This window comes from Kitasatospora sp. NPDC059648, from assembly GCF_042734825.1.
Lineage (GTDB): Bacteria > Actinomycetota > Actinomycetes > Streptomycetales > Streptomycetaceae > Kitasatospora.
Genome location: NZ_JBHWDU010000226.1, coordinates 1 through 1,659, shown reverse-complemented (window position 1 = coordinate 1,659; position 1,659 = coordinate 1). Strand labels below are relative to the sequence as shown.

General features: G+C 69.9%; 2 protein-coding genes. Both read left to right on the top strand.

Features of this window, described 5'->3' with window-relative positions:
* The coding region (locus ACFV1W_RS40605; protein WP_380422603.1) for a DUF5988 family protein at positions 1–108 on the top strand (108 nt) is incomplete at its 5' end.
* 224 nt (positions 109–332) lie between these two features.
* On the top strand, positions 333–1,619 hold the full coding sequence (locus tag ACFV1W_RS40600) for a beta-ketoacyl synthase N-terminal-like domain-containing protein (RefSeq protein WP_380422601.1): 1,287 nt from the start codon (positions 333–335) through the stop codon (positions 1,617–1,619).
* Positions 1,620–1,659: the final 40 nt, after the last annotated feature.

Here is a 1,659-nt window from a genome sequence, read left to right as displayed (position 1 = left end):
CGCTGGAACGGATATGAGCACTTCGCTCTCACGCAGGACTTCAAGGATGTCGGGGGCGTGCTGATGCCCGTCTACCAGTGGTCGTACCGGACCGCCATCGCCGAGTAGCCCTCCCACCACCGTCCCCCCCGGCCCCCGACTCCGGCATCGGGCGAGCACACCGCTGCGGGCGCTGCCCGGTGCCACACCCATCCCCACACCCCGAGGTGAGCCATGATCAGCAACCTTCCCGCACCGGCACGGAAAGAGCGTCCGTCCCGCACTCCCGGGTGCGTGTCGTGAGCGGGCGTTCCCCCGCCCGCCCGCGAGGCGGCCCCGGGGCCCGGGACACGATGGTCACCGGCATGGGGTTCTGCCTGCCGGGCGAGGAGGGGCCGCTGTTCACCCTGGGCGAGGTCTGGGACGTGGCCGCCAACGGCCGCTCGTGCCTGAAGCACCACGGCGTGTACTACGGCTCCGTCGACCTGCCGGACGCGGCGTTCGCCGAGCGCCTGCCGGACCTGCCGGGCATCTTCTCCAAGCACTACACCAACGCCCACCGCTACGGCCTGGTGTCCCTCGTGGAAGCCTGTGCGGACGCTCAACTGAGCATCCGAGGAGGCGATCTGAGCGACGCGGCCGTCCTGGTCGGGCGCGGCGGCATCGACGCCAACGTCGCCAGCTACCTCGAAGTCCTGCACGCCGACGCGCGCACCACCGCCCCGCACGAGGCCATGGAGCTGTTCGTCCGGGCCCAGCAGGGACTCACCCCTTCCGACGTGGCACTGGTCCAGGGAGCGCTCATGCGCACGACCGGCCCCTGCTTCACCGTCTCGTGCGGCTGCGCCTCCTCCGCCGTCCAGATCGGCAACGCCCGCCGCATGATCGCCGACGGTGACATCGACCTCGCCGTCGTCACCGGCGTCGACGTCTTCGGCGTCGACGTGATCCAGAACGTCCAACGCCTCCTGCACGGAGCCCAACGCGCCTACGACTCCATCCGCGTGGACGGCATGCCCGAACTGCTCCCGGCCTTCGACCGGGTCATGCGGCCGTACGACCGGCGAGCCGACTGCGTGAACCACGGAGAAGGCTCGGTGACCCTGGTACTGGAAAGCCGCAGCCGCGCCGAGCAGCGCGGGGCGCACACCTACGGCCAGGTCCTGTCACACGGCATGACCCGCGACGGCCTGTCCAACCCCCTCGCGAGCGACGAGAACGGCGCCTCGCTGGTCGCCGCCGTACGCAAGTGCCTCGGCGACCGGTGGGACGTCGGCCAGATCCCCTACATCCACGGCGGAAGCGACGGCGACGTCGTCGTGACCGCTTTCGAGGCCAACGCGGCCAAGCAACTCTACGGAGACGGCGTCACCGACCTCCTCATGACCTCCCAGGAAGCCTGCTTCGGCCACAACGGCGCCCCGGCGGGAGCCCTGGGTGTCGCACTGACCCTCCTGATGCTGGAACAGGGCGAGGTGTGCCCCACCGCGAACTGCGAAGAGCCGGCCGACAACGTCTGCTTCGACCCCGTCCCCGGTAACCACACCCGGCTCATCGAGTTCGACTACGCGCTCACCCTCAACTACCAGATCGGAGGCGTCAAGAGCGCCATCCTGCTAGGCAGCTCGGACGCCGACTGACCCCCACACCGCCGACAAACCACAGACCCGGGACGACGAG